The sequence below is a fragment of the Bradyrhizobium sp. 35 genome (assembly GCF_023073215.1).
Classification (GTDB): Bacteria; Pseudomonadota; Alphaproteobacteria; order Rhizobiales; family Xanthobacteraceae; genus Bradyrhizobium; species Bradyrhizobium canariense_D.
The window spans coordinates 236,482-262,380 of the sequence record NZ_JADPJC010000053.1 but is presented as its reverse complement, the minus strand read 5'-3'; the positions used below and the strand labels follow the sequence as shown (position 1 = coordinate 262,380).

Annotated in this window: 29 protein-coding genes and 1 pseudogene; 14 read left to right on the top strand and 16 right to left on the bottom strand. The window is 64.2% G+C overall.

The window, feature by feature from the left end; translation table 11 throughout:
* Positions 1-78: 78 nt before the first annotated feature.
* Both glcF and IVB36_RS11565 read right to left on the bottom strand, forming a co-directional pair.
* Entirely contained in the window at positions 79-1,401 is a 1,323-nt protein-coding gene (gene glcF / locus IVB36_RS11570; RefSeq protein WP_018453426.1) for a glycolate oxidase subunit GlcF, read from the bottom strand.
* Positions 1,398-2,636, bottom strand: coding sequence for an FAD-binding protein (locus IVB36_RS11565; RefSeq protein ID WP_018453425.1), 1,239 nt, complete (start codon positions 2,634-2,636; stop codon positions 1,398-1,400). The genes glcF and IVB36_RS11565 overlap by 4 nt, the downstream gene beginning before the upstream one ends.
* A gap of 214 nt (positions 2,637-2,850) precedes the next feature.
* Here IVB36_RS11565 and IVB36_RS11560 point away from each other — a divergent pair, with 214 nt between their 5' ends.
* Positions 2,851-3,186, top strand: a complete 336-nt coding sequence (locus tag IVB36_RS11560; RefSeq protein WP_026232528.1) for an antibiotic biosynthesis monooxygenase family protein — start codon at positions 2,851-2,853, stop codon at positions 3,184-3,186.
* 53 nt (positions 3,187-3,239) lie between these two features.
* Here the strand turns inward: IVB36_RS11560 and IVB36_RS11555 are convergent, their stop codons facing one another.
* Positions 3,240-4,733 (bottom strand): FAD-linked oxidase C-terminal domain-containing protein, encoded by a 1,494-nt coding sequence (locus IVB36_RS11555; protein WP_018453423.1) that lies wholly within the window; start codon positions 4,731-4,733, stop codon positions 3,240-3,242.
* A gap of 273 nt (positions 4,734-5,006) precedes the next feature.
* Between IVB36_RS11555 and cycA the strand changes: the two genes are divergently transcribed.
* The gene (gene cycA / locus IVB36_RS11550) at positions 5,007-5,402 is read left to right on the top strand and encodes a cytochrome c-550 CycA (protein ID WP_018453422.1); all 396 of its coding nucleotides are present in this window, start codon (positions 5,007-5,009) and stop codon (positions 5,400-5,402) included.
* A gap of 108 nt (positions 5,403-5,510) precedes the next feature.
* Here cycA and IVB36_RS11545 read toward each other — a convergent pair whose 3' ends face one another.
* Positions 5,511-6,467: an alpha/beta hydrolase gene (locus tag IVB36_RS11545; protein ID WP_247299345.1), complete on the bottom strand. Its 957-nt coding sequence runs from the start codon at positions 6,465-6,467 to the stop codon at positions 5,511-5,513.
* A gap of 325 nt (positions 6,468-6,792) precedes the next feature.
* Between IVB36_RS11545 and IVB36_RS11540 the strand changes: the two genes are divergently transcribed.
* Positions 6,793-6,975, top strand: a complete 183-nt coding sequence (locus IVB36_RS11540) for a hypothetical protein (protein WP_007596968.1) — start codon at positions 6,793-6,795, stop codon at positions 6,973-6,975.
* 12 nt (positions 6,976-6,987) lie between these two features.
* Here the strand turns inward: IVB36_RS11540 and IVB36_RS11535 are convergent, their stop codons facing one another.
* The 3 genes from IVB36_RS11535 to ykgO form a co-directional block, all read right to left on the bottom strand.
* Positions 6,988-7,248, bottom strand: coding sequence for a hypothetical protein (locus IVB36_RS11535; protein WP_018453420.1), 261 nt, complete (start codon positions 7,246-7,248; stop codon positions 6,988-6,990).
* A 124-nt stretch (positions 7,249-7,372) separates the two neighbouring features.
* Positions 7,373-8,011 (bottom strand): tetratricopeptide repeat protein, encoded by a 639-nt coding sequence (locus tag IVB36_RS11530; protein WP_247369071.1) that lies wholly within the window; start codon positions 8,009-8,011, stop codon positions 7,373-7,375.
* A gap of 117 nt (positions 8,012-8,128) precedes the next feature.
* Complete coding sequence (gene ykgO, locus IVB36_RS11525) at positions 8,129-8,254, bottom strand: type B 50S ribosomal protein L36 (protein WP_006611362.1); 126 nt, start codon at positions 8,252-8,254, stop codon at positions 8,129-8,131.
* A 322-nt stretch (positions 8,255-8,576) separates the two neighbouring features.
* Here ykgO and IVB36_RS11520 point away from each other — a divergent pair, with 322 nt between their 5' ends.
* Entirely contained in the window at positions 8,577-9,461 is an 885-nt protein-coding gene (locus IVB36_RS11520) for an amidohydrolase family protein (protein WP_247299343.1), read from the top strand.
* 112 nt (positions 9,462-9,573) lie between these two features.
* Here the strand turns inward: IVB36_RS11520 and IVB36_RS11515 are convergent, their stop codons facing one another.
* On the bottom strand, positions 9,574-9,921 hold the full coding sequence (locus IVB36_RS11515; RefSeq protein WP_018453417.1) for a MerR family transcriptional regulator: 348 nt from the start codon (positions 9,919-9,921) through the stop codon (positions 9,574-9,576).
* An 84-nt stretch (positions 9,922-10,005) separates the two neighbouring features.
* On the opposite strand from IVB36_RS11515, the gene IVB36_RS11510 reads away from it, so the two are divergent.
* From IVB36_RS11510 to IVB36_RS11495, 4 genes and pseudogenes are all read left to right on the top strand, one after another.
* The gene (locus tag IVB36_RS11510) at positions 10,006-11,016 is read left to right on the top strand and encodes an NAD(P)-dependent alcohol dehydrogenase (protein WP_026232526.1); all 1,011 of its coding nucleotides are present in this window, start codon (positions 10,006-10,008) and stop codon (positions 11,014-11,016) included.
* A 92-nt stretch (positions 11,017-11,108) separates the two neighbouring features.
* Complete coding sequence (locus IVB36_RS11505; RefSeq protein ID WP_018453415.1) at positions 11,109-11,858, top strand: haloacid dehalogenase type II; 750 nt, start codon at positions 11,109-11,111, stop codon at positions 11,856-11,858.
* 21 nt (positions 11,859-11,879) lie between these two features.
* Entirely contained in the window at positions 11,880-12,347 is a 468-nt protein-coding gene (locus tag IVB36_RS11500; RefSeq protein ID WP_018453414.1) for a YbaK/EbsC family protein, read from the top strand.
* 55 nt (positions 12,348-12,402) lie between these two features.
* A pseudogene (locus IVB36_RS11495) lies at positions 12,403-13,243 on the top strand (adenylate/guanylate cyclase domain-containing protein).
* A gap of 68 nt (positions 13,244-13,311) precedes the next feature.
* Here IVB36_RS11495 and IVB36_RS11490 read toward each other — a convergent pair.
* The gene (locus IVB36_RS11490) at positions 13,312-13,668 is read right to left on the bottom strand and encodes a hypothetical protein (protein ID WP_018453412.1); all 357 of its coding nucleotides are present in this window, start codon (positions 13,666-13,668) and stop codon (positions 13,312-13,314) included.
* A 95-nt stretch (positions 13,669-13,763) separates the two neighbouring features.
* Positions 13,764-14,747, bottom strand: coding sequence for a tripartite tricarboxylate transporter substrate binding protein (locus tag IVB36_RS11485; protein WP_018453411.1), 984 nt, complete (start codon positions 14,745-14,747; stop codon positions 13,764-13,766).
* Positions 14,748-14,901: 154 nt separating this feature from the next.
* Between IVB36_RS11485 and IVB36_RS11480 the strand changes: the two genes are divergently transcribed.
* On the top strand, positions 14,902-15,159 hold the full coding sequence (locus tag IVB36_RS11480) for a hypothetical protein (RefSeq protein ID WP_026232525.1): 258 nt from the start codon (positions 14,902-14,904) through the stop codon (positions 15,157-15,159).
* Between the two features lie 129 nt (positions 15,160-15,288).
* On the opposite strand, the gene IVB36_RS11475 is transcribed toward IVB36_RS11480, so the two are convergent.
* The gene (locus tag IVB36_RS11475; protein WP_085350126.1) at positions 15,289-16,224 is read right to left on the bottom strand and encodes a LysR family transcriptional regulator; all 936 of its coding nucleotides are present in this window, start codon (positions 16,222-16,224) and stop codon (positions 15,289-15,291) included.
* Positions 16,225-16,341: 117 nt separating this feature from the next.
* Here IVB36_RS11475 and IVB36_RS11470 point away from each other — a divergent pair, with 117 nt between their 5' ends.
* From IVB36_RS11470 to IVB36_RS11455, 4 genes are all read left to right on the top strand, one after another.
* Positions 16,342-17,094: an SDR family oxidoreductase gene (locus tag IVB36_RS11470; protein WP_247391504.1), complete on the top strand. Its 753-nt coding sequence runs from the start codon at positions 16,342-16,344 to the stop codon at positions 17,092-17,094.
* A 36-nt stretch (positions 17,095-17,130) separates the two neighbouring features.
* A complete protein-coding gene (locus tag IVB36_RS11465; protein ID WP_018453407.1) occupies positions 17,131-17,829 on the top strand; it encodes a pirin family protein in 699 nt (232 codons plus the stop codon).
* Positions 17,830-17,964: 135 nt separating this feature from the next.
* The gene (wrbA, locus tag IVB36_RS11460; RefSeq protein WP_018453406.1) at positions 17,965-18,564 is read left to right on the top strand and encodes an NAD(P)H:quinone oxidoreductase; all 600 of its coding nucleotides are present in this window, start codon (positions 17,965-17,967) and stop codon (positions 18,562-18,564) included.
* A 31-nt stretch (positions 18,565-18,595) separates the two neighbouring features.
* Positions 18,596-18,823: a hypothetical protein gene (locus IVB36_RS11455; RefSeq protein WP_157642889.1), complete on the top strand. Its 228-nt coding sequence runs from the start codon at positions 18,596-18,598 to the stop codon at positions 18,821-18,823.
* Positions 18,824-18,826: 3 nt separating this feature from the next.
* On the opposite strand, the gene IVB36_RS11450 is transcribed toward IVB36_RS11455, so the two are convergent.
* From IVB36_RS11450 to IVB36_RS11435, 4 genes are all read right to left on the bottom strand, one after another.
* Positions 18,827-19,711: a class I SAM-dependent methyltransferase gene (locus IVB36_RS11450; protein ID WP_085350128.1), complete on the bottom strand. Its 885-nt coding sequence runs from the start codon at positions 19,709-19,711 to the stop codon at positions 18,827-18,829.
* 75 nt (positions 19,712-19,786) lie between these two features.
* On the bottom strand, positions 19,787-20,932 hold the full coding sequence (locus IVB36_RS11445; RefSeq protein WP_247299339.1) for a GNAT family N-acetyltransferase: 1,146 nt from the start codon (positions 20,930-20,932) through the stop codon (positions 19,787-19,789).
* A gap of 65 nt (positions 20,933-20,997) precedes the next feature.
* Entirely contained in the window at positions 20,998-22,398 is a 1,401-nt protein-coding gene (locus tag IVB36_RS11440) for an O-antigen ligase (RefSeq protein ID WP_018453403.1), read from the bottom strand.
* Positions 22,399-22,439: 41 nt separating this feature from the next.
* The gene (locus IVB36_RS11435) at positions 22,440-23,507 is read right to left on the bottom strand and encodes a glycosyltransferase (RefSeq protein ID WP_018453402.1); all 1,068 of its coding nucleotides are present in this window, start codon (positions 23,505-23,507) and stop codon (positions 22,440-22,442) included.
* Positions 23,508-23,753: 246 nt separating this feature from the next.
* Here IVB36_RS11435 and IVB36_RS11430 point away from each other — a divergent pair, with 246 nt between their 5' ends.
* Positions 23,754-24,740 carry a glycosyltransferase gene (locus tag IVB36_RS11430; protein WP_018453401.1) on the top strand — a complete coding sequence of 329 codons (987 nt, stop codon included), beginning with the start codon at positions 23,754-23,756 and terminating at the stop codon, positions 24,738-24,740.
* A gap of 15 nt (positions 24,741-24,755) precedes the next feature.
* On the opposite strand, the gene IVB36_RS11425 is transcribed toward IVB36_RS11430, so the two are convergent.
* On the bottom strand, positions 24,756-25,784 hold the full coding sequence (locus IVB36_RS11425; protein ID WP_018453400.1) for a glycosyltransferase: 1,029 nt from the start codon (positions 25,782-25,784) through the stop codon (positions 24,756-24,758).
* Positions 25,785-25,899: the final 115 nt, after the last annotated feature.

Sequence of the window (25,899 nt, the reverse complement as noted above, 5' to 3'; positions counted from 1 at the left end):
GAACAATGGTCGATCGGGTGTCTTCAGCCGTTATCTCCGGACGAAAGCTCAGCCTTCGAAAGCTTAGTCTTCGAAAGCTCAGTCTTGCGCGTTCAATGCCGGCTGCGACCCGCCCGTAGCCCAATCGAGAAGCTCAATCGTGTGTACGACCGGAACTGACGTGCCACTGGCAATCTGCACCATGCAGCCGATATTGCCTGCGGCAATCATGTCCGGCTTGACGCTCGCGATGTTGGCGACCTTGCGATCGCGCAACCGGCCCGCAAGCTCGGGCTGGAGAATGTTGTAAGTCCCCGCCGAACCGCAACACAAATGGCTCTCCGGCACATCTTTCACCACGAATCCGTTATTGGAAAGCAATTCTTTCGGAAGGCCCGTGATTTTCTGCCCGTGCTGCAACGAACACGCAGAGTGATAAGCGACGACGATGTTGTCCTGTCGCGTCGTGGCCGCGAGTCCAAGGCCGGCGACGTATTCAGTGATGTCCTTGGCGAGCGCAGAGACCTTCGCCGCATCGGCGGCAAACGCAGCGTCTTCGCGCAGAAGATAGCCGTAGTCCTTGATCACGGTGCCGCAGCCTGACGCCGTCACCAGGATGGCGTCGAGCCCCTCGCCGGCCGCTTCCGCGCGCCACGCCGCGACATTGGCGCGAGCCCGTGCCAATGCGTCCTGATCGTCGCCGAGGTGATGGGTCAGGGCGCCGCAGCACTGCTCGTCCCTGACAAGGACGACCTCGATGCCGTGGCGCGTGAGGAGACTGATGGCGGCCTGGTTGATGCGCGGCGCCAGCACCTGCTGGGCGCAGCCCTGGAGCAGCGCGACCCGGCCGCGCTTCTTGCCGAGTGCCGCGAACACACTGCCGGCGGCGGGCCCGGGCGGCGGCAGCCGGTCCGGCGCCAGCGCCAGCATCGCCTTGAGGCGCAGAACCAGGCCGGGCGTCGCCGACGGCCGCGGCGTCGGCAGGAACGCGGCCAGCGGGCGGGCCAGCCGCGCCAGCCACATGCTGGCGCGGAAACGCTGCGGGTGCGGCAGGACGAAGGCCAGCACTCGGCGCAGCAGCCGCTCGGCGAGCGGCCGCTCGTAACGCTGCTCGATCCTGACCCGGGCCTGATCGACCAGATGCATGTAATTCACGCCCGAGGGGCAGGTCGTCATGCAGGCCAGGCACGACAGGCAGCGGTCGACATGTTTGACCACTTCGGCCGTCGGCGTCTGGTCCTTCTCCAGCATCTCCTTGATCAGATAGATGCGGCCGCGCGGGCTATCGAGCTCGTCGCCAAGCAGCACATAGGTCGGACAGGTTGCGGTGCAGAAGCCGCAATGGACGCAGGCGCGCAGGATCTTGTCGGCTTCCGCGATGTCGGGATCGGCGAGCTGCGCGAGTGAAAATTCGGTCTTCATGCGGCAGTGCCTCGCGTCAGCCGCCCCCGGTTGAGGATGGTCTTCGGATCGAAACTGGCGCGGACCCGCTCGCTCAACGCGGCAAGGCCAGGGGCTTGCGGGTGGAATACATCGATCGCGCGCCTGATGTCCTCGGCCGCCCGGATCAGCGTGGCGTGCCCGCCGGCGGCATTCGTACGTTCGCGCACGGCCCGAGCATGCGCGTCCGGCTTCGGTGGCACCGCCGCCCAGATCAGTCCACCACCCCAATCGTAGATCACGTCGCCACCGGTCTCGCGCGCCAGCAGGGTCCCGAGCGCCGCGCCCGACGCCGGCGGGCAGACGATCCGCCAGACCGGCCAGGCCCCCAGCGCGCCACTGGCCGCGAACGGCAGGACGTCGCGGATCGTGGTCCACAGCGCCGCTGACGCCGTGTCCTCGACGAGAATTGCGGTTCCGAACGGCGCCAGCAATTCGCGCAGCGAGCCGGCACGGTGGGCGGCCGAGGCGGCAATGCCCTCGAGCCGCAGCACGGTCAGCGCCTCGCCCTGGCCTGCGATATCGCCGAGACCTTCGATCTCGGTCCGGAACGCCGATGTCGGCAGATGCGCGGCCCCGGAGACATCGAAAGGCGAGCCGAGCGCCGCCGTCATTGCCTTGTTGGCGGCGGCATCGTCGAGCCCGCGCAGCAACAGCGTCCGCTCGGCCTCCGGCTTGGGCATCACTTTCAGCGTGACCTCGGTCATGACCGACAGCGTGCCCCAGGAACCGGCGAGAAGCTTGCAGAGGTCGTAGCCGGTGACGTTCTTCACCACCTTGCCGCCGGTCTTGAAGCTGTCGCCGAAACCGGAGACGGCATGCGCCCCGAGCAGATGGTCGCGCGCGCCGCCCGCCTTGATCCGGCGCGGACCGGCCAGGCCAGCCGCGATCATGCCGCCGATGGTGCCGAGCGCGGGCGTGCCGAGCAGCGGCGCGGTGTTCATCGGCTCGAAGGCGAATTGCTGGTTCTTGGCATCGATCAGCGACAGCACGTCGGCCAGCGGCGCCCCGGCCTGGAGCGTGACAATGAGTTCGTTGGGCTCGTAGCCGGTGATGGCATTCAGCGCGGAGACGTCGAGCACGGCGTTGGTCGCCATCGCGTGGCCGATGCCGCGCTTGGAGCCATGGCCGATGATCTCGAGCGGCTGCTCATTGGCAATCGCCGCGCGCACCACCTCTTCGACGTCTTTGGCGTCTCGTACCTTGAGCGTATCCACGGGCAAAGGCGGTAGCGAAATTCGCCGCCAAAATCAAATGCAGCGTGACGACAGCGGCCATTGCCGCGCGATCCGGCTCGACCTCGGAGCCACGGCCAAGATTCGATCCTCATCGAAGCATTCACGACATCGACACTTCGATCACCGGCGAACCAAAGCCGACAGCCGATCGCTACAAATCTGCACCGAGAGACCAACCGACGGAGACGACATCATGAACCACTATGCCACGCAGAAATCGCTCAGCGACGCCGTCGACGGCGGCGGCCTGCTCGTCGTCGCGCAATGGGAAGCGAAGCCGGGCGAGGCCGACAAGATCGCCGCGATCCTCGACCGCTTCCTGCCGGAGGCCCAGCGCGAGGACGGCGTCAAGCTGTTCTTGATCTCGCGCGCAAAGGACAATCCGGCCCAGTTCCTGTTCTACGAACTGTTCCGCGACGAGGCGGCATTCAAGGCGCACCAGGAGAGCGCGCATTTCAAGACCTGGATCGCTGGCGAAGCCCTGCCGCTGCTGGCGAAGCGCGAGCGGGCGCAATACGGACTGCTGTAGGCATTGCCGAGGAAAGAGGCGTGCATCGCAAGCCCTTCCATCGGCGCAAGCGCCTAGAACCGGGGGATGTCCGGGAATGCCAGATTCCCGGCATGGACGTGCATGCGGCCGAGCTCGGCGCAGCGGTGCAGGGTCGGAAACACCTTTCCGGGATTGAGCAGGCCCTGCGCGTCGAAGGCGCATTTCAGACGCTGCTGCTGGTTGAGGTCGATCTCGCTGAACATTTCCGGCATCAGATCGCGCTTCTCGATGCCGACGCCGTGCTCGCCGGTGAGCACGCCGCCGAACTCGACGCAGGCGCGCAGGATGTCGGCGCCGAAGGCTTCGGCGCGCTCGATCTCGCCGGGCTTGTTGGCATCGTAGAGGATCAGCGGATGCAGATTGCCGTCGCCGGCATGGAACACGTTGGCGCAACCAAGCTGGTACTTTTCCGAGAGCTCGCGGATGCGCGCCAGCGCCTTCGGCAGCGCACCGCGGGGGATGGTGCCGTCCATGCAGAGATAGTCGGGCGAAATGCGGCCGACGGCGGGGAAGGCGGCTTTCCGGCCGGCCCAGAACAGATTGCGCTCGGCTTCCGAGGTCGAGATCTGGCAGGTGGTCGAGCCGCAAGCGTTCGCAATCGTCTCGACCCGCGTGATCAGCTCGTCGACCTCGATCTTGGGACCGTCGAGCTCGATGATGAGGAGGGCCTCGACATCGAGCGGATAGCCGGCATGGACGAAGGCCTCCGCGGCGTGGATCGCGGGCTTGTCCATCATCTCCATGCCGCCGGGAATGATGCCGGCGCCGATGATGCGCGCCACGCATTCGCCGGCCGCCTCGACTTGCGCGAAGCCGACCATCAGCGCGCGCGCCGTCTCCGGCTTTTGCAGGATGCGCACCGTGATCTCGGTGATGACACCGAGCAGGCCTTCCGAGCCGGTGATGACGCCCATCAAATCGTAGCCGGAGTTTTCCGCCGACTTGCCGCCGATGCGCAGGATCTCGCCGCTCATCAGCACGATCTCGCAGCCGAGCACGTTGTTGGTGGTCATGCCGTATTTCAGGCAGTGCACGCCGCCGGAATTCTCCGCGACATTGCCGCCGATCGAGCAGGCGATCTGCGATGACGGATCCGGCGCGTAGTAGAACCCAGCATGGGCGACGGCCTGGCTGATCGCGAGGTTGGTGACGCCGGGTTCGGTGACGACGGCGCGGTTGTCGAAATCGATCTCGCGGATGCGCTTGAACTTGCCGAGGCCCAGAAGCACGCCGTCTTCCAGCGGCAGCGCGCCGCCGGACAGCGAGGTGCCGGAGCCGCGGGGCACCACCTTGATGCCCTGCCCTGCACAATATTTCAGGACCAGCGAAACCTGCTCGGTCGTGTCGGGCAGCACAACGACCATCGGCGGCTGCCGATAGGCCGTCAACCCATCGGATTCATAGGCCCGCATCTCGGCGGCGCTGTCGATCACGCCTTCGCCCGGCACGATTGCGCGCAATGCAGCCACGATCTCGGCGCGGCGCGCGAGCACGGCCTGGTCGCTCGCGGGCATCATGATGGCCATAACATTTCCTTCATGGCATATCCTTCCGGCCAAGGCCGCATGATCGATTTGTCGCGGTAAATCAACCACGTCCGCGGTGGTTTGGGTAGGCCGTCCGAAAGTCGGATCGACGATCCTGCGCGAGTTCGCTCTGGGACAAGTAGGAAATCGTGAAACCTGCCATGGTTTGGCGGCTTGTCCAATCCGAGCAGGCCTGCCAAAACCGGCAGGTCCGACCGTTGCCGATCAGGCATGCAACTGACCAGCCCCCAGGGAAGAGACGAAGAGCACCCGATGACAAAACTGATTTTTGGCGCATTGACCATCCTCACCGCGATTGCCACCGCACCCGCCGCGATGGCGCAGGACGTCGCGGCCGGCAAGTCGTCGTTCAACAAATGCCTGGCCTGTCACGCGATCGGCGAAGGCGCCAAGAACAAGGTCGGCCCCGAGCTCAACGGCCTCGACGGCCGCAAGTCCGGCACCGCGCCGGACTACAATTACTCCGACGCCAACAAGAATTCCGGCATCACCTGGAACGAGGCCGTGTTCAAGGAATACATCAAGGACCCCAAGGCCAAGATCCCCGGCACCAAGATGGCGTTCGCCGGCATCAAGAACGAGACCGAGATCAACAATCTCTGGGCCTACGTGTCGCAGTTCGACAAAGACGGAAAGATCAAGCAGTAAGCGCGGGAACGGCGGCCGCTGGAGCTTCGGTTCTGAACCGAAGCTCCAGCTTCTCGTTTTGACGCGTTTTCTTCACGCGAACCGGCATCCACTTCGCTCGAAAACGCTCTAATCGGCGGTCGCCTGCGCCGGGACGATTTTCCCGATCATCGTCTCGATCTCTGTCTTCACGAGATCGGGCACCGCGTTCTGCACCATGTGGCCGAGATCAGGCAGCACGATCAGCTTGGCATTCTGCACGGTGGCGGCGAACGGGCGGGCGTGAATGGCGGTCTTTACCGTCTTGTCGGGTTCGCCGGCGATGATCGTGACCGGCGCCGTTATCTCGCCGTAGCGCGGAGCTTGCGCAGCCACCGCCTGCTTCAGCGACACCAGATCATAGGCATTGGCGATGAACTCGCGCGGGCGCAGCAGCAACGGCGTCGCGGAGTCCTGCACGAAACCGTCCGGCATCGTTTGCGGCAGGAAGACGTTGCGCGCGCCGGACTCGCTCAGGAAATAGCCTAGCGGGAGGGTTATGGTGTAGGCGAACAGCGGGCCGATTACGGGCGTTGCGATGATCTCGTTGTAGCGGCCGACGCCGCCGCGCCAAGGATGGGTGACGGGCGCGAGCATCACAAGGCCCGCGACGCGGCCGGGATGATCGAGCGCCAGCCGCGCGCCGAGCGCGCCGCTCCAGGAATGCACCACGAACACCGCGCGATCGATCCCGAGCTTGCCGAGCGCCTCATCGATCATTCGCGCCTGGACCTCCGGCGTCGAATCCTGCCGCCGCGCCCGCGTGCTCCAGCCGTGGCCGGGACGGTCGATCAGGATGACGCGATGGTTCCTGGCGAGGAGATCGCCGAGCGGCCGCCGCATTGCCTCGAGGTTGGAGCTCGCGCCGTGCAGCATCACGATCGGCAGGCCCGAATCGCGCGGGCCGATATCGACGAGGTGAAGCACGGCACCCTCGACCTCGATCATCCGGCCCTGCGGTGGAAAGGCGCGTTGCACGGCGAGGACGCCGGCCTGCGTGACCAGCGCCAGCACAACCAGCGCGGTCACGACTGACATCACGATCATGGACGGAATCCGGGCGACCCAAGTCACAGGGCAGTTACGTGGCTTGCGGCCGGCAGTTTCGCCCGGGGAGCCCCCGCGCTCCACTTGAAATGCCGGGGCTGTGGATATGTGCATAATTCAAGCGAGAAAAACGCAATGAAATCAATACTGCTCCCCGGAGCACGCAGGCTTCGAAACAGCTTCATGCACTCGTCATCGCGGCTTCCTTATAATCGCCATGGTCGGTTCCGCCATTTAGACGCAGGTGGGCGCCGATCGTGCTCGCAACCCTCAGGGATGCGGGAAGACCGGCAGGATTTATCCTGATTTGAACCGGAGAATTTCGATGAGCCTGAGATCCAAAGATACTGCGATCGACGAGATCGTGGCAAGCTGCCACGGTGACCTGCGCGGTGCCGTGCGCGCGCTGCTGCTGATCAACGAGCACCTCGAGACGGAGCTTGCAAAGGCCTACGCCGCAGCGGTCGATCGCGGCCTCGCCGAGCGCGAAGGCAGCGTTTTGCACTAGATTGCTGTCGACCTAGTTCGTGCTGTCCTCGTCCTTTTCCTCGTCAGGCGTGGGTGCGGGACAGGCGCGGATGGTCGAACGGGCAAGCTTGGCGTCGGCCTTCGATTTGTAAGGACCGTCACCGAACCAGACGTCGCCGAAGATCACGGGATTGCTGGTCACGATGTTGCATTTTCCGGTGGCGCGATTGCCGACCACCCAGAACAGTCCGTCGGCGAGGCTCGCCGTGCCCGACGCCAACAGCAACATACCTGCAAAGATCAAACGCTTCATGGCTGTGCTCCCGCCATGAAGGTAGGCCTGCGGCGGTGCCATCCACACCCCTTGTAACGCGGCGCGTGTCATCGTGGTTAATCCGCCTGCGCCGCATTCGCTCGAGCAATGATCGACTTGTCCGCTAAATATCGCGGCCTTCGACCTTCTCGATCAGCGCCTTGACCTGGTCGGGGATCTTCTCGAGGTGCGGATTGACGGCGAGCGCCTTGCGGTAGGCTTCGAGCGCGCGCTTTTCGTCGCCGACCTCCTGCATGATCATGCCGAGGCCTGCGAGCGCGCCGAAATGACGAGGCTCGCGGATCAACACCTCGCGGATGTCGGCGAGCGAGCGGCCATAATCGTTCTGCATGTAGTAGAGCGTCGCACGACGATTCCAGGCCTCGATGTAGTCGGGCCTGAGCTTGACGACCGAATCCAGCAGCTTGATCGCAACCTCGATCTTCTTTGCGTCGACGGCGGTCTTGGCCCGCGCCATCAGCAGCGCCGCGGTGTCGCTCGGGGTCTGGATCCAGATCGCCCAGATCCGCGCCTCGACATGCTTGGCGCTGGCTTCGTCGGGCGCAGCTTTCAGCGCGCCGAACAGGAAATCGAGATTCTTGGTGCGGTCGACCTTGGGCAGCTTGGCCGGCGCTTCCGGAAGTTTCTTCTGCTTGCCGGGCGGAGCCGGCGGATCAGCCTGCGCCAGCGCCGGAGCGAGGCCGGCGGCTCCCAGCACAAGAGCCAGACACAGGGTGCGCGCGAAGAGGAATCTCACTGCCATGGTCGAAGTCTAAACGCGCAAAGCCGCCCTTGCAAAGCAGGGGCGGCGTCAAACTCGTGTGAGACCGTGGTCTTGCGGGCGCGCGAGCGTCAGGCAGGGCGAAATCAGCCGCCCAGATCAGCCCTGGCGAGCCTTGAAGCGGCGCTGCACCTTGTTGATCACATAGACCCGGCCCTTGCGGCGGACCAGGCGGTTGGCGCGATGGCGACCGCGCAGCGATTTCAGCGAGTTACGGACCTTCATGGCAGAATCCTGAACGTTCGAAAGGCCGTGTTCGGCACTACCGTTTCGGCACGCGCGAATGAGGCAAAATGAGATTTTCCCGCTGGCGGACCGACCGCCCGGGACGGGGCGGTTCTTAAGGCATGGGAGGACCGGATGTCAATGTTAACTGGCCCGATCGCACCCAGCAAATTCAGGAAAACAACCCGATGCAAAGTAGAAGCGGCCGGATCGGGCTCAATCATCTCGGACGACGCCGATCCCACAACGCCTTGTCCCCACAATGCCTTGCCAAATTCGTTATATCATATAATCAATTCGACAACCCGTCGGGAGGAAACCCATGCCGAAGCTGAAGCTGCCGAACATCGACGACGTCGTTGCCATCGACATCCACACCCACGCCGAGGAGCCCTGCGGCACCCATCCCGACGACGGCTATGACGACTTCCAGGCGCAGATGGCGGACTATTTCAAGTCGCCGCACAAGCATCCGCCGACCGTGCCGGAGACCGCCGCCTACTATCGGTCCAAGAACATCGCCGCGGTGATCTTCCCGGTCGACGCCGAGCGCGAGACCGGCTTCCGCCGCTACAAGAATGAGGAGATGCTGGAGATCGCCTCCGACCATCTCGACGTTCTCATCCCCTTCGTCTCGATCGACCCGCACAAGGGCAAGCTCGGTGTGCGCGAGGCGCGCAAGCTGATCGAGGAATACGGGGTGCGCGGCTTCAAATTCCACCCAACCATGCAGGGCTTCTACGCCAACGACCGCATGGCCTATCCGCTCTATGAAGAGATCAACAATGGCGGCGCGATCGCGCTGTTCCACACCGGCCAGACCGGCGTCGGCTCGGGCATGCCCGGTGGCATGGGCATGCGGCTGAAATATTCCAACCCGATGTACATGGACGACGTCGCGGCCGATTTCCCCGAGCTCAAGATCATTCTCGCCCATCCCTCCTTCCCCTGGCAGGAAGAGGCGCTGTCGGTCGCGACCCACAAGCCCAACGTCTACATCGACCTCTCGGGCTGGTCGCCGAAATATTTCCCGCCGATCCTGGTGCGCTACATCAACTCGATCCTGCAGGACAAGATGCTGTTCGGTTCGGACTGGCCGGTGATCACGCCCGACCGCTGGCTGTCGGATTTCGCCAAGATCGAGATCCGCGACGAGATCCGGCCGAAGGTGCTGAAGGCCAACGCGCGCAAGCTGCTGGGGATCTAGGCGCGTACTCGTCAGCGCATCGAGGGCTTCGACGCTGCTATCGAAGCCCTCATGCTCCGGCCCTGAGGGCCTAAGACTTTGGCGCGGTGAATCTGATGGCTATGTTATGCGATCAGTTCACGCCTGCGAGGAAGCCGGCCAGGATTGTCCGGCTTTGGCTGAGCGTCTCGATACGTTCGTCGATCAGGCCGACCTGCTGAGTGAGTATTTTTCGCAGCTCGTTGCACGGCGTGAAAGCTGGATCGTTGTTCCTCACGCATGGGAGCAACCGCTTGATGGTTTCGAGCGTCATTCCCGCGCCGCCGAGCATCTTGGTGCGCCGTACGGTTTCCTCTTCGGCCAAGCCATAGTCGCGATAGCCGGAGTTCGTCCGCAGCGGCGTGAGCAGTCCTTCGCCTTCGTAGTAGCGCAGCATTCGGACGCTGACCCCCGTCCGCCGGGAGAGTTCGCCGATTTTCATCTGAAGCCCCTTGACCCTGACAGCACTGTCAGACCCTAAAGACTTTGCTCGTCCAAGTGAATGCCACTTGTGAAGGGAGCAACGATGAAAGCCTACCATTTGAATGGCCATGCTGGTGCTGGCCGCCTTGCGCGCGCCGAAATCAGCAAACCCGAACCCGCCAATGGCGAGGTCCGCATTCGGGTCGAAGCGGCAAGTCTGAATTACCGCGACCTCCTGATCCTCGACCGTGCAGGCCAAGGCGAGATCAACGGCCGCGTGCCACTCTCCGACGGTGCGGGTGTCGTTGACGCCATCGGCGCCGGCGTCGCGCAATGGCGACTCGGAGACCGCGTCGCTGCGTCGTTCTTCCGCGATTGGATCTCGGGGCCGTTCAAGTCCAGCTATATTCCGTCATCCCTCGGTGGCAACACGATGGACGGAATGCTGGCTGAGTATGTCGTGCTGCCGGCGACCGCGCTGGTCTCAGTGCCGGCCCATCTGTCCGCGGTGGAGGCAGCGACCCTGCCCTGTGCCGGCGTCACGGCTTTCCATGGCCTCATCGCACGCGGCGGGATGCACAAAGGCGACACGCTATTGGTCCAGGGAACAGGCGGCGTCGCGCTGTTCGGGCTTCAATTCGCAGCGGCGCTGGGGGCGCGTGCGATCGTGATATCCTCCTCGGATGAAAAACTCGCCCGCGCCAAGGCGCTGGGCGGCTCGATCCTCATCAACTACCGCGACACCCCTGACTGGGATGTCGTCCTCATGAAGGCGACGAATGGCGCAGGTGCCAGTCACATCCTCGAACTCGGCGGTCCCGGCACTTATGACCGATCGCTGCGATCGGTCGCTTCGGGTGGCAAGATCGTCCAGATCGGTGTCTTGACGGGGTTCGGTCCCAAGCCCGACCTCGCGCGCCTGCAGTGGGAGAATGCCGACATCATTGGTGTCACCGTCGGATCGGTCGAACACTTTGCCGCGATGAATCGCTTCCTGACCGAACACGCGATCCACCCGATCGTGGATCGGGTCTACGACTTCGACGACGTTCCCGAAGCGTATGCGCACCTGCGGACCGGCTCACACTTCGGCAAGATCGTGATCAGGCTTTAAAAGCGAGGGCTCAGTTCGCGTTTCCGTGTTGGATCGATACCGCGGCGCCTTGTATAGTCCGTGGACCGCAACGATCCCGGAGGACAGGTCAATTGAGTCTCAAAGCCGTTGTCTTCGATGCCTACGGAACGCTTTACGATATCCAGTCGGTCGCCGAGACCACCGAGGATGCGTTTCCGGGCTACGGTGAGATCATCACGCAGATCTGGCGAATCAAGCAGCTCGAATACACCTGGTTGCGCTCGCTGATGCGGCGCTACCAGGACTTTGCAGCCATCACGCGCGACTCGCTTGCCTATACGCTGCGCGTGCTCGGGCTCGCTTACGAGAATGAGGCATTCGAGCGCGTCGTCGAGAAGTACCTTCATCTCGATCTCTATCCGGATGCGACGGCGGCGCTCACGGCTCTGAAACCGCGAAAGCTCGCCATCCTCTCCAACGGCAGTCCGGACATGCTGAATGCGCTCGTGCGCAACTCCGGCCTCGACGCCCTGCTCGACGCCACGATCAGCGTCGACGAGAAGAAGATCTTCAAGCCGAGCCCGGAGGCCTATGAGCTGATCGGCGAGGTGCTCGGCACCGCGCCTGACGAGGTGCTGTTCGTCTCCTCCAATCCCTGGGATGTCGCGGGCGCGAAAGCATTCGGACTGAACGTTGCCTGGATCGAACGGGTGACGCCGGAAGCGATGGCGCTGGCTTGCGTCGAGAACGAACTCGTGGCACCGCTGACGATGTTTAAGGCGATCCGCACCCAGATGGACGAGCTCGGCTTTGCGCCGGATCATCGCGTCCGGGCGCTCTCGGAACTGCCAAGTTGCTTAGGCATCGCCGCCCAACGGTAAGTCTGGAATGAGCCGACCTGAATGAGCCTGGAATCCGTTCGCGCCTTCTTCGCCGAGAAAGCCCCCGACATATCAGTTATCGAATCCCCGATCAGCTCCGCGACAGTGCCGCTGGCCGCCGAGGCTTATGGCGTCGAGCCCGGACGGATTGCCAAGACGCTGTCGTTGCGGATCGGCGAGCGCGTGATCCTGATCGTCGCGGCCGGCACTTCGCGCATGGACAACAAGAAGGTGAAGGCGGCGTTCGGCGGCAAGCCGAAAATGCTGGGACTGGAAGAGGTCGCCGAGATCACCGGCCACGAGGTCGGCGGCGTCTGCCCGTTCGGATTAAAGGCGCCGCTGCCGGTCTATTGCGACGTCTCGCTGAAAGCGTTCGACGTGGTGGTGCCGGCCGCCGGCTCGACCCACAGCGCCGTGCGCATCACGCCGGAGCGGATGGCGGAGCTGACCCGGGCTGAATGGGTCGATGTCTGCGAAGTCAGGCCGTAAGGCAGCTGGGGGATGCCTGATGCATTTGCCGGTCAGGGACGCTAATGTACGGACCATGCCCGATGATAAGGTCAAACGGCGGCTGACCACCGTGCTATGCGCTGATGTGCACGGCTATTCTCGTCTCATGGAAGCAGACGAGGCGGGAACGCTGGAGACACTCCGCCGCTATCGCACGGCCATCGCGCGATTGGTGGAGCGCCATGACGGCCGGATCGTGAATACCTGGGGCGATGCCGTCATCGCCGAATTCGCCAGCGTCGTGGAAGCCGTGCAGTGTGCGGTCGAGATTCAGCAGGAAATTTCCAACCAGGATTCGGGCCCACCTCCCCCGATGCGGTTTCGCATCGGCATCAATCTCGGCGATGTGATGGTGGATGGTTCCGACCTCTATGGAGACGGGGTCAATATCGCGGCGCGTCTGCAAGAACTTGCCGAACCCGGTGGTATCGTGATCTCCAGCTCCGCCTATGATCAGGTGCACAACAAATTATCTGTTGGCTTCGACTGCCTCGGCCAGCGTCCAATGAAAAACATTGCTCCCCGTGACCAGCTATCGTGTGACCATGAGCGGCCAAGCCGCTCAAGCACGGAGCTTTCCGCCTGGCGAACGCCTGACATCTCAGACCGCAAGTGCGGGCTCGCAAACTGACGCCGCGCACCGCGACAGATCCGAGTCATCCAATTGGATGGGCTTCGTTTCAGACGGACTGGCGAAGCTGCCCCGCCCGGTTGCGGCGGCCCTCACGGTGTCGGCCTTTCTGATTCTGATCAATATTTTCACCGGCATGCACAAGATCTGGTTCCATTGGCCGGTGGCAGCTTTGCTCTTCGGCGCCATCATGCGGACGGCGCTCCGGGATCGACCTGAGTCGGACGGCAAGGGCGAGCGCTGAACGAGGCGGCACAACCGCGCTTCGCGCCCACTGCTGCGCGCGCGCGCCCCGATCATGCTTGGGCAGCACTACTCGTCGCTATCGTCATAAGGCCGCGGCTGCGCCTGCGGAGGTGGTGGCGGCACATTGTTGTATCGCGGCGCCGGCGCGGCGCGATTGCCCGGAACCTGCTGCTGCGGCGGCATCTGGTTGTTGGACTGGAACACCGCGCGACAGCCGCTGGAGAGCTGGGGCGTATTCTGCCGCAAGCAGGCCGTAATGCGGCTCACATCAGGGATCTGATCGCTGCACAGCCGCCACACATCCGGCGTGCAGGCCATCTGCTGCTCCATGGTTCCGCGATACTCTTCAGCGGATGCAGCGCCTTGCGCGACGATGCCGCCGATTGCAAGCGCCACACCCAGCGCGATCCGCTCTGTTCGCATGTCCGATTCCTTCGCGAGTCTCTCGAATTCTGTTCAATCAATGAGACGCGGAGAGGTTCTGGACCAACAAAAAATTGTGAAAATGGGCCAGGAACCTATTCGACCTTGCCGATCTTCTTCACCGCAGCAATCAGCCGCGCGCTGTCGACCGCCACGAACTCGGCAAACGCCGGCGCGTCCTGATAGGCAACGAGACTGCCCGACGTTTCGAAGGCCTTGAGCACGTCGGGGCTCGTCATCACCTGCGCCATCGCCTCGCGCAGGCGAGTCGCGATCGGCGCGGGAAGAGCACTCTGTGCAAAGAGTCCGGCCCAGATGTACATCTCGACGTCCTTGTAACCGAGCTCCTGGAAGGTCGGCACATCGGGGAAGCTTGCGACGCGCTTGGCGCCGCAATTGCCGAGCACGCGCAGCTTGCCGTCCTCCACTTGCGGCTTCAGCGTTCCCGGTGCGGCGGCGATCGCCTGCACGGTGCCGCTGAGCAGCGCGGTGAGCGCCGGTCCGGCGCCGCGAAACGGCACATGCAGCAGCTTGATGTCGGCGCTGCTCGCAAACATCTCCATCGCCACGTGCAGCGTGCCGTAAGGCCCCGATGAGCCGTAGGTGATCTGGCCGGGACGCTTCCTGGCATCCTCGACGAAATCCTGCGCGGTCTTCCATGGCGCCGAGGCGGGCACCGCGAGCAGCGTGGGATCGGCCAGCACCCGCGCGATCGGCATGAACTGCGAGAGCTCGTAGGCGACCGGACGGTCGAACAGCCGGTCGGCCTCGGGCAGCACCGCGAGCGAGGACAGCGTCATCAGCAGCGTGTAGCCGTCGGGCTCGGCGCGCGCCGCCGCGGCATTGCCGACGGATCCACCGCCACCGCCGGCGCGGTTGTCGACGATGACCGCCTTGCCGAGGATTCGCTCCAGCGCCTGTGCGACGGGGCGCGCCGCAAGATCCGCCTGGCCGCCGGCCGGAAACGGCACGATCATGGTGACGTTGCGAGAGGGATAGGCTTGCGCGAAAGCCGCGCTCGACAACACAGGCAACAACGGCAATGCGGCAGCCGCGCGCAGGACATCGCGTCGATCCATGGCAGATTTCCCCCTGTTTTCTTATTTCGCTGCCAGCCTAGCGTGACCGTCCGCAAGAACAAGCCGCGCGGCGGGATTAACGAAGCATTATCCATGTTCCGCCCGGTCAGGAACGCCCCCCTGGGCTCACCGTTGCCTCCCAGGGAGTGGAGCGATGAATAGACTTCAGACCATTGACGTGGCGCTGGACGAGATGCTGGTGAATCTCGCCGCCATCGTCTTGCGGCTTTCAAAGCCGGACGTGACGCGAACGCCGGAAGCGCGACGCGCCTTGGCGCAATCCGTGCACCAATACGCGGTCTGCGCGAAGCGTTCGCGCGATCCGCGTGTTCATGATTTGAAGTCGCAACTGGAGGAGACGTTGAAGCCGAGCTTGCGAATTGTGGTGCGTAATGGTGAGAAGGTGTCTTAGTCCAACCCGTCATTGCGAGCGCAGCGAAACAATCCAGAATACCTCCGCGGAGACATTCTGGATTGCTTCGTCGCTTCACTCCTCGCAATGATGGAGGTCGATGAAGCCGCTCGCTCTACGACGGCTTTTCTAAGACGGCTTTGCCTTTCCGCGCACTCGCCGCTTGCACGTCCCCGGCAGCTTCGCCGCGAGAAAATCACCGAGCGCCTCGACTCGCGCGGGGCGCGGGCCGCCAGGTGGCGTCACCAGATGCACGGCGCCTTCGACCTGCTTCCAGTCCTTCAGGATCACTTCGACCTCGCCGGAGGAGATGGCGTCACCGACGATGAATTCCGGAAGGTCGGCGATGCCGAGGCCGGCGATCAGCGCCGGCATCACCGCTTCGCCGTTGTTGACGCGGAGCTGTCCGCCCGGACGTACGCTGGCCTGCTCGCCGGCCGAGTTGGTGTAGTGCCAGACGTTGGGCGTGGAGAGATAGGCGTAGCTGAAGCATTTGTGCTCGGCCAGATGCATCGGATGCGTCGGCCGCCCGTGTTGCTCGAGATATGACGGCGCGGCCACCGTGAAACGCGGCATGGTGAAGAGCCGGCGGGCGATCAGCGAGGAATCCGGCAGCCGCGCGATCCGCACCGCCATGTCGAAGCCCTCGCCAATCAAATCGATGGTCGCATCGCTCAAGTGCAGATCGACCGAGACCTCCGGATACGCCTCGAAGAACTCCGGCAGCAGCGGCGCCACCGCCTTGATCCCGAATGTCATGGGCACGGCGAGCCGCACGAGGCCGCGCGGTGCGACCGATTGCGCCAGCGCCTCGTTCTCCGCCGCCTCGCCGTCGGACAGCAGGCGCGTCGCACGCTCGGCGAGCTTATGCCCGGCATCGGTCAGCGCGAGCCGGCGTGAGGTGCGGTTGAACAGCCGGGCGCCGAGCCGCTCTTCGAGGCGCGTGACCGCCTTGGACACCGTTGCCTTGGACATCGCGAGCTCACCAGCGGCCCCCGCAAACGACCGTAATTCCACGACTTTTGCGAAAATCGCGAGCGCCTCGAAATCGGGGAGTTTGGCCATGAAAGCGGATCCAATTGGGATGTTTAAGGAAACAATGTGTTTCGACAGTTTCTATTTCTATACCACAAACAGAGGCTTATCCAAGGGTCATCAGAAATTCAGGAATGGAGAAATCCAATGACCAAGAAGCTCTCAGGCAAGGTTGCCCTCGTCACTGGTGGCTCGCGCGGTATCGGCGCGGCCTCTGCTCGCGCCCTCGCCGATGAAGGCGCGGATGTCGCGATCAGCTACGTTGCCTCTCCCGAAAAGGCGGAAGCCGTCGTCACCGAGTTGAAGGCCCGAGGCGTCAATGCCCGCGCCTTCAAGGCGGACCAGGCCTCGGCCAAGGACGTGACGCAGCTCGTCAACGACGTCGCGAAGGAGTTCGGCCATCTCGACATCCTCGTCAACAATGCCGGCGTCGCGAGCGGCGGTGCGATCGGTGACGCCAATGCCGACACCGAAGCGCTCGCCCGCCAGGATGCCATCAACGTGCATGGCGTGATCGCTGCGATCCGCGCCGCTTCGCAATTGATGGGCGAAGGCGGCCGCATCGTCACCGTCGGCTCGATGCTCGCCGATCGCGCCTCGTTCCCGGGTCTTGCGGACTACGTCGCCACCAAGGCCGCCGTGGTCGGTTACACCAAGGGCGCAGCGCGCGACCTCGGCCCACGCGGCATCACCGTGAATGTGGTGCAGCCCGGCTCGATCGACACTGACATGAACCCGAAGGACGGCGGCGAGTTCGCCGAGACCCAGCGCAAGCAGCACGCGTTGCAGCGCTTCGGCCGCCCCGAGGAAGTCGCGGCTGGCGTCGTGTTCCTCGCAAGTCCGGAAGCCTCCTTCGTCACCGGCACGGTGCTCAACGTCGACGGCGGTTTTGGCGCCTGATCAAGGCGCCATCCGCCAAAACAAGGAATTACGCAGATGATCGAACTCAGACCCTTCGCAAAGCTCGGCGGCGCCGATCACGGCTGGCTCAATGCCAAGCATCATTTCTCCTTCGCAAGCCATTACGACCCCGACAACATGGGTCACGGCGCCTTGCGGGTCTGGAACGACGACGAGATCGCGCCGAACACCGGCTTTCCCGCCCATCCCCACGCCAACATGGAAATCATCACCTATGTGCGCGAGGGCGCGATCACCCATCAGGACAGCCTCGGCAACGAAGGCCGCACCGAAGCGGGCGACGTGCAGGTGATGAGCGCCGGCAGCGGCATCCGCCACTCCGAGTACAATCTCGAGTCGACCAAGACACGCATCTTCCAGATCTGGATCGAGCCGACCGCGCGCGGCGGGCAGCCGACCTGGGGCTCGAAGCCGTTTCCGAAAGGAGACCGCTCGGGCAAGCTCGTCACCATCGCGAGCGGCTTCGAGCATGACACGGACGCGCTGCCGATCCGCGCCGATGCGCGGGTGCTCGCCACCACGCTGAAGGCCGGTGAGAGCGCCGAGTACGTGCCGCACAAGTCGCGGCACCTTTATCTGGTGCCCGCGGCGGGGTCAGTCCAAATTAACGGCGTGCGCGTCAACGCCCGCGACGGCGCCGCGATCCGCGACGAGGACAGGCTGAAAATCACGGCACTCGAAGATTCCGAGATCGTGCTCGTCGACGCGGCGTAACGGCTCTCTCTGTCATGGCCGGGCTTGTCCCGGCCATCCACGCCCCGCGACGAGCGAACAAGAACGTGGATGCCCGGGACGAGCCCGGGCATGACGACCCAAAAAAAGCACTCACTCAATCCCATCGGAGACATCATGACCAAAGTTCTCGTCCTGTATTATTCCGCCTATGGCCACATCGAAACGATGGCCAATGCCGTTGCCGAAGGCGCGCGCGAAGCCGGTGCCACCGTCGACATCAAGCGCGTACCCGAGCTGGTGCCGGCCGAGGTCGCCAAGGCGTCCTATTACAAGCTCGACCAGGCCGCCCCCGTCGCCACGATCGACGACCTCGCCAATTACGACGCGATCATTGTCGGCACCGGCACCCGCTTCGGCCGCATGGCCTCGCAGATGGCGAACTTCCTCGACCAGGCCGGCGGTCTCTGGGCCAAGGGCGCGCTGCACGGCAAAGTCGGCGGCGCCTTCACGGCGACCGCGACCCAGCATGGTGGTCAGGAGACGACGCTGTTCTCGATCATCACCAACCTGTTGCATTTCGGCATGGTCGTGGTCGGCCTGAATTACGGCTTTGCCGGCCAGATGAAGCTCGACGAGGTCACCGGCGGCGCGCCTTACGGCGCCACCACGATCACCGGAGGCGACGGCAGCCGGCAGCCCAGCGCCAACGAGCTCGCCGGCGCACGCTATCAGGGCCGCCAGATCGCGGAGACAGCCAGGAAGCTGCACGGCTGAGCGCGGTTAAGCTTTACGTCCGAACCACTGCATGGCAGGTGCGATCTGGGCGGCATTCTCTTCTGGAGATGCCGCCCCATCTCTGTGGCCAGGATATTTCACCAAAAGCGATACGAATGGCTTTCGAACTCTTGTTGATCGCGCAGATGATCCGCAGGCCCGCTCAGGCGCTGGCGCGGCGCTGGTATTGCCGGAGCCTGTTCAAGGCCTCACGCGGCCGCTTTCACTGTGCCGGCTGCGCGAAGTCATGATGCTCTAGCCACTAGGCCTGCGTGATGTCCGCGTTGGGCTTAATGGGCGCAGTCGCGACAGGCGCCGGCGCTGTCGACAGCCACCAGCCCTCACCGGCGAACCAGCAGGTCTCGTCGGGAGCGCCCTCTCTCCGCAACGACTGCACGCCCTCCCACCCCCTTGCGAACGCCTCGGCCAGTCGCCGGGCGGCATCCGCGTTCTGCAATCCCGCGCAGCCGATGAATTGGGCACGCCCGAGGAATTTGGCGGGCCAGACCGCCCCCTCGTCGGGGCGCGTGATCATCAACATGCCGCCGATCATGCCTTCGGGCGCGAGTGGAAACACCAGCCGCCCACCGGGCAGCAAGGCATCGAGCCATTCGGTGGCCGGCTGCGCCGCACCCGCGCAGACATAGATCACGTCGGCTTTGGGAAGATCGGACGCGATGCCCGATCGATCCCGCACGTCCGTATGGGCGATGTCCTTCAGATTCTCGCGCGCGAGGCCTGCCAGACGTTCGTCGATCTCGTAGGCATGGACGCGGCCGCCGGGGCCGACGAGATGCGCGAGGATTGCGGTGTAATAGCCGCTCCCCGCGCCGATCTGGATCACAGTCTCGCCTTCCTTCACCGCGCAACCGCTGAGCCAATAGGCGTGCGCGCCGGGCATCCCGATATTGAGACCCCGCGCGCTGTCGAGCGCGAGCAGCGTGTTCTGATAGAGGAAAGCGGGATCATCATCGGGTGTGACAACATAGGGGTGGCCGCCAACCGAGATCGACCACGGCCCGGGTCCGGCGAACGTCTCGCGCCTGACGGTGCGAAACGCTTCTTCGATACGGGGGTCCGCGGCCCTCGCCGCGGCGCTGATCAACTGTGCATAGAATGCGCGATATTTTGCCGAACGATCTTCCATGTCGCCTCCGGGAAACAGGCGACGATAACACAACGATTGCGATAATCGAGTGACCCTACAATCCAGGGCGGCGCGTCAGCGCGTCCTCTTGCCCATCGCCTGCGCCGCAAAGGCGGCAAGCCTGGGGTGACGACGCAGGCCCTGCGCGGCGTGGTCGCGCCACGCGAAGGGCATGCCGCGCCAGGACAGCGCGACGCTGACATCCGTCAGCGGCACCGGCTCGGCGCCGAAGCGGCGCTTGTAGTCCTGGTTGCCGATGCTGAGGTCGAAACGGCGCACGCCTTCCGCATGCAGCGCCGCCATAGTGCGCTCGGTCACGAGCAGCCCCGGCGAGCAGTTCGACCAGGAATCGCCGGTGTGGCTGATGCGCAGCAGGAAATAGGTCTCACCGAACCTGACGCCGAGCGCGGTGGCGACAATGGCCTCGTCGCAAACCAGCGCCGAGATGACGGCATAACCGTTCGCGACGCCCCGACGCGCGACCTCGCGATAGAACTGCGCATGGGTTTCGTCGTTGAGGACGAAGCGCGAGCCGAGCTTTCGCATGCGCGCCTGCTGCTGGGCATCCATCACGTCCAGCAGCTCGCGCGCACGCGCGACATCGGTGGCGATCTCGAATCGCGCGCCGGCGTGACGGTTGAAGACGCGCCAGCAGCGTGGCATCTGCATGCGCTTGATCGAGGCCTGGTAATCTTCATAGTCGTCGCCGGTCAGCACGAGGTTGCCGTTGAGCGAGCAGGACCCGATCCGGCCGAGCGACACCAGCGGGTTCGGGTTGCCGCCGATCTGGGCCGGCATCTTCTTCAGGCGCAGCAAATCGAAGCGGTCCGGCAATGCGCGCAATGCGTCGATCAGCGCCGTGCCGATCGCATCCGCCGCCGCCGCGTCCAACGCGGCATCGAGCGCCAGGATCGGCGCGTTGTTGTCGGAAACGCCGAGATCGGCGAATTCGACGATGCGGATGCCGCGCCTGAGGTGGCTGATCATCGGCACGATTGCGATGTCCCTGCCGGTCGTGGCATCGGAGATCAATGCAATCAGCGGCGAGAGATCGTGGAACGCCTCGTACCAGGCGCCGAGCCAGTAGCCATGCTGGAATGCAGTGCGATGGCCTGCGTTCAGGCGCGATGCGGCCCGCGGCCAATCACGCACGAAATCGACCGCGATTGCCGACGCGCTGGACACAAGACCATCTGGTTGCTCGACGCTGAGGATCGTCATCCGCGGGACATACGATTACTGGGCGTTTCCAGATAGATTATGTTTTGTCGCGGCCACAAGTGAGCTCACAGCTTATCGTTAAGCCGATGCCATTGCGGCGGCACCGGCTGCGACAAGTCGTCCGGTTCCATTTCCGCGACGCATTGGAACCTGGCCAGGAAGTGCAGGCCGGCCACGGCAACAGTGAACATGAACCAGATCGGATTTTGCCGTTCGAGCAAGAAGGTCTCGGTGGCCCCGTAATACAGGCCGAACAGCCATACGGTCAGGAACAGCTTTGCCAACGCACCGCTGCGGTTGTGAGTTCGGGCCGTCTGGAAATTGCCGAGCGGCGCGAGCACGAAGACGAGGATCACCAGCAACAGCCCCGGCAGGCCGATGGTGACCGCGAGGTCGAGATAGCTGTTGTGGCTGTGCGCCGCGCTCGTCGCCCATTCGGCGCCCTGGGCGGTCTGCCGCGCGGTCACGTCGTCCCAGAACGCGGCGTAGCCGTGACCGATGATCGGCTTCTCCGCGACAGCTGCGAGCGCGAACTCCCAGATGGCGGAACGGCCGGTGAAGGTGGGATCGAGCGGAAGCAGCCGCGTCATCGCTCCGAGCGCCGGGCTCATGACGCTGCCGACCGTCAGCAGGTTCATCGCGATCAGCGGCACGAAGCAGATGATCCGCTTCAGCCACAGGCCCGGCGTCACGCAGACCAGCGAGGCGAGCGCATAAATCGCAAGGCACAGTACCGACGACGTCTTGCCGCCGGTGAAGATCAGGAAGATTCCAGCCAGCGCGGCGATGGCCGGCCCCATCAAGAACGAACCAATGGCAGACAGGTAAATGCCGACATAAATCAGGATGGTCATCACCGGCGAAGCGATGTTCTTGTGACCAAAGCTGCCGCGCCAGTCGCCGGCCAACTGCGGCTCGGTGACGTCGAGTGCGGTGTGGATCGAGTATTGCGGCGCCACGAAGACGCCGAGATAGCAGAGCGCAAGCAGTACGAGGGCGGCGCCGCCGAGGCACAGGTTGAAGCTGCGCTGCGTCGGCGGCAGCAACGGCAACAGCACCGCGAGCGACATCACGCTGGCTGCGAGCATGAAGCGCTGCATCGAGACTCCGCGATTCTCGGAGAAGACGATGCTGATCAACAGCCAGCCGACCAGGCAGAGATGCAGCGGCGTCACCAGCGTCTTAAGCGCGGGCGCATCCGTTGCGGCGACCAACAGGACTGCGAGCGCGGCCAGCAGGCCCCAGGCGACATAAGTGAGCGCCATTCGTCCGCCGACGACGGTGGTGACATCCTCGCTGCGCAGGTCGGGAAACGGATCGAGCGTCACCAGCACGAGGAGCAGCGCTGCGACTGCGACGAGGCAGCGCGCCGCCCGCACGGCGTCGACCCCTGCAAGCCCATCGCGCAGGACGCCGCCGAACGATCGGGCCTCGACGTCGGTCATGTCAATGGCGCTGCGATCCATGGCTCAAGGCTGGTGGTGAAGCCCGGGGGAAGCTCGAAGTCTTAGCCGATCCCTGTTAAGCATCCGTCAACCAGTCCAGCGGGGCGCTGCGGCACCGCCTGCTGCCGCACGATGCTCCGCGCGATCTCGTAATATTGAAGCGCGCGCTGTTCCAGCGTCAGGTTGTCCAGCACGAAACCGCGGGGATCGAACGTATCGGCGGCGCACCCGGCCCAGAAATCATCCCAGCCCGCCTCAAACCCGGCGATGTCGACGAACTTGGCGCCGCAACGATCGTCCCAGTACGGCACCGACGACACCGGCGCGAATTGGACCCGATGCGGATAGTAGTCGGGGTCTCGCCACGGCCCGCCTGGATCCCAGGCCAGCACCGGCACGCCGCAAGACAATGCCTGCTGATAGGCGATGCCCTGGCTCTCGTTCTGGCAGAGGAAGATCATCGCACGCGATTGCGCGAGCGCGGCCCGATAGTCTTCTTCCTTGTAGCTGCCGTAACGCAGCTCGGCGAACGAGCGGCCTTCCCTCGTGAGCCGGGCGCGGACGGGTTCGATCAGCTCCGCCGCGTAGCGATCGCGGTCCCAGTGCACCTTGTCGTAGATCAGGACGTCGACGCTCTTCTGCGACGTCGCCGGCGGTGCCCAGAGATCCGTGTCGATGCCGATCGGCCAGGCCTCCGTGTCGGGCCAATGCGGCCGATACATGTCGGCGTACCACGGGCCGGGCACCACGACCTTCTTCACCGGCAGGCGCTTGAACAGGTCGGGATCGTCGAGCGGATGATTGTGGGCGGCGACGCCGAGCAGGATCGGATTTTTCCAGGCGAACTTGTCGAGCAAGAAGGTGCGGCCGATGATGCAGGCGAGTTCGCCCGGATGCCGCGCGATGTAGCCATAGTCGTTGACGCGATAGCGGATACCGAGCCGATCGAGCCCCGCACAGAGATTGAGGAACACGCGCAGCTGCCCGCTCATGCGCGGCTCGCCAAGCAGCATGCGACGCGCCATGCGCCGCAGATGCCGGTCGCCGGGAAACCAGCGATCATCCTTGTCCTCGTAGAACAGGTTGAGGACCATATCGTCGGGATCGTAGTCGAATGTCTTTGCGGGCACTGGTGTCCATCCGCGGCGGCCTGATGCGCATTCTCGCATGGGACCGGCTGTCGCACTCTTCCTAATTTGCCACAGGCTTAATGCCGGCGGCTTAACGCTAATTGACGAAACCAACGCTGCGGCAGCCTTCGTGGCGACGCTTTTTTCCCGATGCGAGTATCATCGAGGGCGGCCAGGGTTGCGATCGATCGCATTGCCAAGCGCAGATGCGCCCTGGTTAACAGACCGTTAAAGGCGAGCCGTATCTTGATCACCGCGGAAGACATTCTCGAATTGCCTGCCACATCGCGCGTCGTTCCAGCGGCGCGCGTCCCGCTGCAGGTCGGCTCAACCACGTCGGTGTCCGTCGTCATTCCGGCCAAGAATGTTGCGGCTTATGTCGGCGAAACCCTCGCCAGCGCACTGGCACAAACCGAGGTCACCGAAGTGATCGTCGTGGACGACGGCTCGACCGACGATACCCCCGCCATCGTCCGCGCCATTCGTGACCCTCGACTGCGCCTGATGACCAACGGCGCCGCCGGCGTATCGGCAGCGCGCAATCTCGGCGCGCAGCATGCGAACGGCCAATGGCTGCTCTTCCTCGATGCCGACGATCGCCTGCGGCCCGGCGCGGTCGCGGCGCTGCTGGCGGCTGCGCGTGGCGCGCCGCGAGCGGTTCTGGTCTACGGCGACTACAATACGATCGACAGCGAGGGACGGCAGATCGGCCGTCGGGATCTGCTCAAGGGCCGCCGCAAACCGTCCGGCGACGTGCTGGCGCGGCTCGCCGCCGGCAACTTCATCGTCAATGGCGGCATTGCGCTCGCACGTGCAGAGGCCTTCCGCGCCATCGGCGGGTTCGACGTCTCGCTCAGATATTGCGAGGACTGGCACTGCTGGTGCCGCCTTGCCGCGATCGGCGAATTCGAATTTGCGCCGAACCTTCTGCTCGACTACCGCCTTCACACGGCCAACACCATGAACGCGGCGGTGCGGACGCCACAGGATTTCTTTCCGGCGATCGCGCGGGTGTTCGACGACGGGCTGATCATGGCGCGATTGCCCGCGGGCATGGCGGCCGGGCTGCGCCAGGCCGCCGAGGTTCATCTCGTCACGTATTCGGCAATGCAAGCGGTCCGCTTCGGTAGATATCGCCAGGCCTTCGCCTATCTCGGGATAGTCGGGCGCCGCTCGCTCAAATCGCTGCCGCGTTCCGCGGTCAGGGTCGCCCTCGCCTGCTTCGGTATTTAGCCCGCCGCCTCGGCGTCAGGACACGATCTTCGAGGCCTCATAGGGCTTCGGTTCGATGCCGAACGCGGCGAGCGCCGAGCCGAGCGCGACCATCACGGGATGCATCGCGACGACGGCTTTCGACGATTTCAGCAGAGCGGCCGCGCGCAACAGCGACAGCGGCAACCTCCCGAGCATCTGCGCAAACACCCACACTCGCGCCGCAGCGCCCTGCGCGGCCTTGGACTGCACACGATAATTGATCGCGCCGATGCGCAGGCCTCGCTTCACGATCCAGCCGAAACTGGTGCGGCTTTGCGGCACGGTCTCGGTGATGACTGCTTCCGCCGTCCAGTGGAAGGTCATGCCGGCGTCGCGGCAGCGCACGAAGAAATCGCAGTCGCCGCCCCCGAGGAAGTTGAAGCGCGGGTCGAAGGCGGGACGGGCAAAGCTCTCGAACGCCGCACGCGTGATCAGGCAATTGCCGCAGCCGTAGATCAAGGGCACAGCGCCGCTGTAATCATAGGCGGGACAGAAAACGGGGTGGCGCGAAAGCCAGGGCATGCGGTGGTCCTCGAAGACCGGCAGCACCGGCCCGCCGACCACATCGGCGCCGGTCGCCTCCGCGGTGCGGACCATCAGCTCGAGCCAATCGGGCGAGGCAATCTCGTCGTCGTCGATCATCAGGAACCGGGTCGCGGCGGGAAACAGCGCCAGCGCCGTCTCGAAGGCGGCGTTGATCGCCTGGACGTTGCCTTGCCGTTTCTCGACCAGGCAGACACCCTGAAGTCTGCCATCGGCGAGATACTCCGCGGCCACCGGCGCGCTTTCGCGCCGGACCGCATCGTTCTCGGCCATGACGACGGCGAAAGAGCGCGGGGTGCGCTGGCTGGCGAGCGAGTCCAGTGTCAACCGCAGATGCTGCGGGCGGCGGAAGCAGGGGATGCAGACGACGATACCAACCGACAGGTCGATGATCCGGGAGCTGGCCGCGATCTCCCGGTTGGGATCGCGCACGGCATGCGAGATACGCGTGGCGGACAGGTCTGTCGGGATCAATGTCATGACGTTCTAGATGTCCGAGATAGATTGAAAAAGCCCTGCTTCGATCCCGGGATCAGCGCCGTCCCGCGACGGCACATCGCCCCGGGACGGATGCGTCCCAAAATGAACGGCCGGT